The 7,364-nt window shown below is 65.0% G+C and carries 6 protein-coding genes; all 6 read left to right on the top strand.

Annotation, left to right across the window (positions count from 1 at the left end):
• Positions 1–1,825: flavin-containing monooxygenase (locus tag TVH25_RS19945; protein WP_422425295.1), on the top strand; the 1,825-nt coding region annotated here is incomplete at its 5' end.
• A gap of 337 nt (positions 1,826–2,162) precedes the next feature.
• Positions 2,163–3,110, top strand: coding sequence for an alpha/beta hydrolase (locus TVH25_RS19950; RefSeq protein WP_422425300.1), 948 nt, complete (start codon positions 2,163–2,165; stop codon positions 3,108–3,110).
• A gap of 53 nt (positions 3,111–3,163) precedes the next feature.
• Positions 3,164–4,057: an SDR family NAD(P)-dependent oxidoreductase gene (locus TVH25_RS19955; protein WP_422425296.1), complete on the top strand. Its 894-nt coding sequence runs from the start codon at positions 3,164–3,166 to the stop codon at positions 4,055–4,057.
• Complete coding sequence (locus TVH25_RS19960) at positions 4,054–4,944, top strand: SDR family NAD(P)-dependent oxidoreductase (protein WP_422425297.1); 891 nt, start codon at positions 4,054–4,056, stop codon at positions 4,942–4,944. The genes TVH25_RS19955 and TVH25_RS19960 overlap by 4 nt, the downstream gene beginning before the upstream one ends.
• Positions 4,941–5,486, top strand: coding sequence for a nuclear transport factor 2 family protein (locus TVH25_RS19965; RefSeq protein ID WP_422425298.1), 546 nt, complete (start codon positions 4,941–4,943; stop codon positions 5,484–5,486). The genes TVH25_RS19960 and TVH25_RS19965 overlap by 4 nt, the downstream gene beginning before the upstream one ends.
• 123 nt (positions 5,487–5,609) lie before the next feature.
• Positions 5,610–7,319: a 3-ketosteroid-delta-1-dehydrogenase gene (locus TVH25_RS19970; protein ID WP_422425299.1), complete on the top strand. Its 1,710-nt coding sequence runs from the start codon at positions 5,610–5,612 to the stop codon at positions 7,317–7,319.
• Positions 7,320–7,364 lie beyond the last annotated feature (45 nt).

Genomic DNA, 7,364 nt, shown 5'->3' on the forward strand with positions numbered 1-7,364 from the left:
GCTCGCGCTCAGCGAGCCGGGTAGTCACTATCGCACCGGAACACGTCCGGCGGCCCCTCCCGGCCAATACCCGGCGGACGTGGCCGACGACATCCGGGCTCGCGCGCACGAGCTGCTCACACCCGAGATGGACGATCGTCTCGGAGTGCCCGATGCCGAGTTGTTCCTTCGTATGGCAAAGGTCGCGACCTCGGAGCACGTTGCCGAGGAGTTCGTTCCGATTCTGCGCGAACAGGCCGGATTCGTTCTCTCCGAACGCCGTGTCCCGATCACTGTTACGCCCCCGGCCGACTTCTCTGTCATCGTGATCGGCGCAGGGATCGTGGGGATCAACGCCGCGATCAAGTTGCGCGACGCCGGCTTCGCCTACCGCGTGTTCGAGGCTCGCCACGAAATCGGTGGAACATGGTCGCGTAACACCTATCCGGGAGCTGCGGTCGACACGCCGAGCCACTACTACTCGTATTCCTTCGAACTGAACCCGGAGTGGTCGAAGTACTATCCGTCGGGCACCGAGTACCAGAAGTATTTGAAGGGTGTCGTCGAGTCCTACGGGATCGCCGAGAACATCGCGTTCCGTACCCGGGTGCTGTCCGCGCGGTGGATCGAGGACCGGCACGTGTGGGAGGTGACCACCGAATCCGCCGATGGATCCCGAGAGGTACACCGCGCCAACGCGATTGTGACCGCTCTCGGCATGCTCAACTCACCGAACATTCCCGATGTCGAAGGCATGGACTCGTTCGGCGGCAGAATTGTCCACACCTCCGAATGGGGCGAGGGCATCGATCTGACCGGCAAACGAGTCGTCGTACTCGGCACCGGATGCACATCGGTTCAGGTGGTCGCGAGCGTCGTGGACCAGGTGGAGTCCCTCGACGTCGTGGTGCGTTCGCCGCACTGGATCGTGCCGGAGAAGTCCGTCGTCAGCGACGTTCCGGACGGCGAGAAGTGGGCGCTCGCTCATCTTCCGCGCTATCACGAATGGTTCCGGCTTCGGTCGTATTGGTTCGCGTCCGACAACCTGTATGTGGTGCCACGCATCGATCCCGAATGGGCGAAGACCCACTTCTCGGCATCCCCCGCCAACGAGATGGTGCTCAACACTGCGCGGAACTATCTGGAGAGCAGTTTCGCCGACCGGCCGGATCTCGTGGAGAAACTGACCCCCGACTTCCGTCCCTACGGTAAGCGGATCGTGAAGGATCCCGGGTTCTACAAGGCGCTCACCCGTGACCACGTCACCCTGCACCGCGCGTCGTTCCAGCGCGTGACGCCGGATGGTGTGTTCACCACGGAGGGTGCATTCGTGCCCGCCGACGTCATCATCCTGGCGACAGGATTCGCGCTGGAATTCACCACGTCGATCGATATCCTCGGACGGGACGGGCGCACGCTCGCCGACCAGTGGAAGGGCGGTGACGATCCGCGCGCCTATCTCGGCATCCAGGTAGCAGGGTTCCCGAACCTCTTCGTCACGGCAGGTCCGAACTCGGCTCCGAACCACGGTGCAGGACACAATCTCCTCAGCGAAGAACACGTCCACTACATCGTCGAATGCCTGCAATACCTCTTGGAGAACGGGCACGACGCAATGGACGTCCGGCAGGATGCGCTCGAGGAGTACAACCGCAAGGTCGACGAGGCTCTCGACAAGACCGTGTGGGTCCATCCCGGCGAGAACGTCAACGGCTACTACCGCAACAGCGAAGGTCGTGCGGTCGTTCCCTGCCCCTGGCGTCTGGTCGACTACTGGACGTTGCTGAGGGAACCCGACCCGGACCACTTCGAATTCCTCGGCTCGGCGGCGTCGAGCGATCGGTGACAGTGCGCAAAGTCGTTGTCTTCGAAGGGCTACCGAGATGACCATCAGGTTCCATCCCGGTTCCTGTCGGTGAATTCGGAGACGCCGGCCACCTCGGTGGCCGGGTGGTGTTCATGCTGTCCGACTCCGAGTCGGGGATCGTCTCCTACCTGCGCCCATTTTCGGGAATTCAGAGGGCCGGAGACGACGCGATCGCACCCCGGTCCGAGGTGATCTTCGTCGGCCTCCGGAACCGCATGGACCCGATGTGAAAAACACGTCCGTCATAGCTTTCTGCACCGATCCCAAACAGGAGGACATTGTGCGCCGACCCGACCTACACCCCGACGTCGAGGCAATGCTGGCCGGATTGGAGGCGGGATTCCCGGACGTGACCCAACACCCGGCTGCCGAGTTGCGTCAGCTCATCGTCTCGCGGCGTGCACCGCTCACCCGGACACCGGACATGCGAGTCGCACGGGACGAGGTGATCGACGGCCCGGGTGGCGACCTGACGTTGCGGGTGTACGTCCCGCACGGAGAGGACGAATCCCCGCGTCCGGTCATCGTGTTCGCCCACGGCGGCGGCTTCGTCTTCTGCGATCTCGACAGCCATGACGAGTTCTGCCGATCGATGGCCGAGGCCGTGAACACGGTCGTGGTGGCTGTCGACTACCGGCTGGCTCCCGAGAACCCGGCACCGGCGGCGATGGAGGACATGTACGCCGCACTGCTCTGGACGGTGGAGAACATCGCGGCCTACGGCGGTGACCCGAAGCGGGTGGCGGTCGCGGGCGACAGCGCAGGGGGCAACCTCGCGGCCACCGTGTCGTTGGCGGCCCGCGAACGCGGCGGTCCGTCGATCACGGCGCAGATCCTCCTGTACCCGGTGCTCGGGGACGACTTCGACACGGAGTCCTACCAGCGGTACGGCGTGGGTTACTACAACACGACGAAGGCAATGCGCTGGTACTGGGAGCAGTACGCCCCGGGCGACCGGGACAATGCACTCGTCGTTCCCACACGCGCATCGACGCTGGCGGGGCTGCCGCCGGCGTTGGTCGCGACCGCCGAATTGGACCCGCCGTGCTCGGAGGGCGAAGCGTACGCCGAGAGACTCGCCGCAGAAGGCGTACCTGTGATCGCGCACCGCTTCGACGGCCTCTTCCACGGATTCCTGACCTTCCCGCAGTTGTCCCTGACCCCACCCGCGCGGGAGGAACTGTGGACGCTGATCTCTCGTCTTCTCGGTACTGCCGATCGGGTCGGGGACATCGAAGACCCGAGTACGCACGCCGGCGCATGACCATGACGACTCGAGATCCGAACACCCCACGAGCAGAGACAACAGGAACAGACATGACACAACGACTGGCCGGTCGCACAGCACTGGTGACGGGAAGCAGCCGTGGCATCGGCCGGGCCATTGCGCAACGGCTCGCGGCCGAGGGCGCCACGGTAGTGGTCACCGCCCGATCGATGGCGCCTTCGCGGTCGATCAGGGACGGGCGCGAACTCGTGATCGAAGGATCTCTCGAGGAGACCGTGCAGTTGATCGAGCAGGCGGGTGGCCGAGCGGTCGCGGTCGCCGCGGACCTCGAGGATCCGCTGCAGCGTTCGAAGCTCGTCGAGGACGCTGTCGAGGCTGTCGGAGGCATCGACATACTTGTCAACAATGCCGGTTTCGCCGATTACTCGGTGATCGCGGAGATGGACGAGAGTACCTTCGACCGAACCCTCGAGCACTACCTGAAGGTGCCGTTCCTTCTGTCGCAGGCCGTGATCCCTCGTATGCGGGAGGCCGGGGCCGGCTGGATCGTCAATATCGGATCCTCCACCGCATTGCGGCCCATCCGCCCGTTCCGTGAGTACAACAAGACCTCCGGGGATGTCATCTACGCGTCGGCAAAGGCAGCGCTGCATCGGTTCACGGAAGGACTGGCCGCGGAAGTCGTCGACGACAACATCGCCGTCAATGTGGTCGGGCCGTCCACGGCGATCATGACGCCGGGAGCTGCAGCACTCTTGCCGGAGGGCTACGAAACCGAACCGCCCGAATATCTCGCACAGACGGTTCTGGAAATGTGTACGTTGCCGGCGGCCGAGCGCACCGGCCGGATCGCGTTCAGCTTGCACTTCCCGTGGTCTCAGCAGGTTCCGGTGATGAGTCTGGACGGGCGGAGCGAACTACCGCGACGGGAACCGCCTGCCTGGACCAACCCGAATATCGCTGCCGACGGATTGAAGGGATGAGTATGAACGAAAGCATTGCGCAAGAGAGGTTCTCCCGAGGTACTGCGGTCGTGACGGGTGCGGCCGCAGGGATCGGAGAGGGCCTCGCGAGGCATCTCGCGTCCCTGGGGATGACTGTGGTCGTCGCAGACGTCGATGCCGAGCGGGCGAAGAGCGTGGCAGACGACATCGTGGCGGGAGGTGGCAGCGCGCAACCGTACGCAGTGGACGTCGCCGACCCGCAGTCGGTGGAGACGATGGCGGCAGCGGTCTTCGGCACTCACGGCAGCGTCGAACTACTCGTGAACAATGCAGGCGTCGAGTCCTCGGGGTTTCTGTGGGAAATCGACCGTGATCGGTGGCGCCGCCTGATGCAGATCAACGTCGACGGTGTCTTCCATTGCCTGCAATCCTTCGTCCCGCGGATGATCGAGGCGGGAACAGCGTCGTGCATCGCCAATCTGTCGTCGGTCGGCGGATTGAATGCCGTTGCCGTCCAGTCGCCCTATATCGTGAGCAAGCACGCCGTCCTGGCGATGACCGAGTGTCTCTACCAGGATCTCGCGATTGTCGGCGCGCCCATTCAGGTCAGTGCGGTCATTCCTCATTCGATTCGCAGCGAGATCTTCCTGTCGGCGCAACGTGACGCGCCGACCGACAATCCGACCGCGAATGCAGTGTTCGCCGCGATGCAGCGCGACAACGAGGAGAAGGGTCTCGACCCGCTCTTCGCCGCGGAGCACATGGTGGAACAGATTGCGCGAGGCGACTTCTGGATCTACTCCGACGACGAGCTGTGCATCGCTGCAGCACACAGACGTGGGCAACAACTTCTCGATCTCACACCACCCGCTGATCCGCACGCGATGCTCGAGAGAATGGGCATCACCGCCGAGCAGGGCGCATGACACGACAACGCGACGAATTCCCGCAGGTGCAGGACATCTCGCTCGGCCCGGCGGAACGTGCGCTCGCGATCCGGGAGATCGAGAATGTCTTCGCCGCGCGTTTGCGCATCATGGACACCAAGCAATGGGATCTGTACGGCAGCGTGCACACGGAAGATGTCGTGAGCGAGACCTTCGGTGCCTCGGTCGATGGCGAGTCCGACGGCCGGCCGGCAGTGGTCGGGAGGGACGCATTGCGGCGAGCCATCGAAGGAGTTCTCGACGGACCCGTCCCGATCACCAGTGTGCATCACGGCCATACGCCGGAAATCGTCCTGACCTCGGACGTGACCGCAACCGGTGTCTGGGCGATGGAAGACATGTTGTGGTGGACGAACGGTGCGACCGAGGAACACCTGCACGGATACGGCCACTATCACGAGACATACCGCAAGGTCGGCGGCGTGTGGCTGATCGCGTACAGAAACCTGGCACGGTTGCGTGTCGATCAAACCCCCGGATTCTTCGACTATCTGACCGAAGACGTCACCGGACGAGAGTGATCCGGATTCTTCCGGGACACCGACCACCTGACCTCATGCTCTCCCGGTGATCGGAATCACGAACGGCGTGACCTGGAAACTGCCCTACCGTCCTTCGGACAAACCATATGAAGGAGACTGTCGATGGTGACGACACCCCTGCCGGCCGTGACCCCCGCTCGTGACACCGAGGTCGACCTGCTCGTGATCGGATCGGGTACGGGCATGGCGGCTGCACTCGCCGCGCACGAACTCGGCTTGTCGGCGTTGATCGTGGAGAAATCTCCTCATGTCGGTGGATCGACCGCCCGCTCCGGCGGCGCGTTCTGGGTGCCGGCCAATCCGATTCTGACCGAGGCGGGGTCGGGTGACACCGTCGAACGCGGTCACACCTACGTCCGGTCCGTGGTGGACGGCACGGCACCGGCCGAGCGCGGCGAGGCCTTCGTCGACAACGGTGTGGCGACGGTCGACATGCTCCGGCGCACGACGCCGATGAAGCTGTTCTGGGCGGAGGGCTATTCCGATTACCACCCCGAGTTGCCCGGTGGCTCCGCAGTGGGACGCAGTTGTGAATGCAAGCCGCTCGACCTGTCGGTGCTCGGTGAGGAACGTGGACGGCTGCGCCCGGGCCTGATGGAGGCCGGACTGCCCATGCCCACGACGGGCGCCGACTACAAGTGGATGAACCTCATGCTGCGCGTGCCGCACAAGGGCTTCCCGCGCATCTTCAAGCGACTGGCGCAGGGCGTCGCCGGGCTCGCCGTCAAGCGGGAATACGTCGCCGGTGGTCAGGCGATCGCTGCGGGACTGTTCGCGGGTGTGCTGAAAGCCGGTGTGCCGGTCTGGACCGACACCTCGCTCGTGCGTCTGGTCACCGACGGCGACCGGGTCACCGGTGCCGTTCTCGAGCAGAACGGCCGGGAGGTGACGGTGACCGCGCGCCGCGGAGTCGTGCTCGCCGCGGGCGGCTTCGACCACGACATGGCGATGCGCCGCAAGTTCCAGTCCGAGCGTCTGCTCGACCACGAGAGCCTCGGCGCGGAGAGCAACACGGGCGACGCGATCAAGGCGGCCCAGGAGGTCGGTGCCGGTCTCGATCTGATGGATCAGGCCTGGTGGTTCCCCGCTGTCGCACCGACCCGTCCGGGCAAGCCGCCGATGGTCATGCTCGCCGAGCGGTCGCTGCCGGGTTCGTTCATCGTCGATCAGACCGGACGCCGCTTCACCAACGAGTCGTCGGACTACATGTCGTTCGGGCAACTGGTGCTGGCGCGCGAACACGCCGGCGACCCGGTCGAGTCGATGTGGATCGTCTTCGACCAGAAGTACCGCAACAGCTACGTGTTCGCAGCCGGTGTCTTTCCGCGCCAGCCGCTCCCGGAGTCCTGGTACGAGGCGGGCATCGCCCACCGTGCCTCGACCGCCGAAGAACTCGCGGCGTCGATGGGAGTGCCCGTGGACACCTTCTCCGAGACCTTCGGCGCGTTCAACGAGGATGCCGCAGCCGGAACGGATTCCGAGTTCGGCCGTGGCGGCAGTGCCTACGACCGGTACTACGGTGATCCCACGGTCCGGCCCAACCCGAACATGCGGCCGCTGACGCACGGTCCGTTCTACGCCGTGAAGATGACCCTGAGCGATCTCGGCACGTGCGGTGGCGTGCGGGCCGACGAGCGGGCGCGGGTGCTCCGCGAGGACGGCAGCGTCATCGGCGGGCTCTACGCGGTCGGCAACACCGCGGCCAACGCGTTCGGGCACCGCTACCCCGGCGCCGGCGCGACCATCGGCCAGGGACTGGTGTTCGGATACATCGCTGCTCGCGACGCAGCGGGAACAGCCGCCGCGAAGTAGAGCGCGGTCGAGCCCTGGGTCCCCGGGGGGGGGGGGGCGGCGGGG

The sequence above is a fragment of the Rhodococcus sp. 7Tela_A2 genome (assembly GCF_049311045.1).
GTDB lineage: Bacteria > Actinomycetota > Actinomycetes > Mycobacteriales > Mycobacteriaceae > Rhodococcus.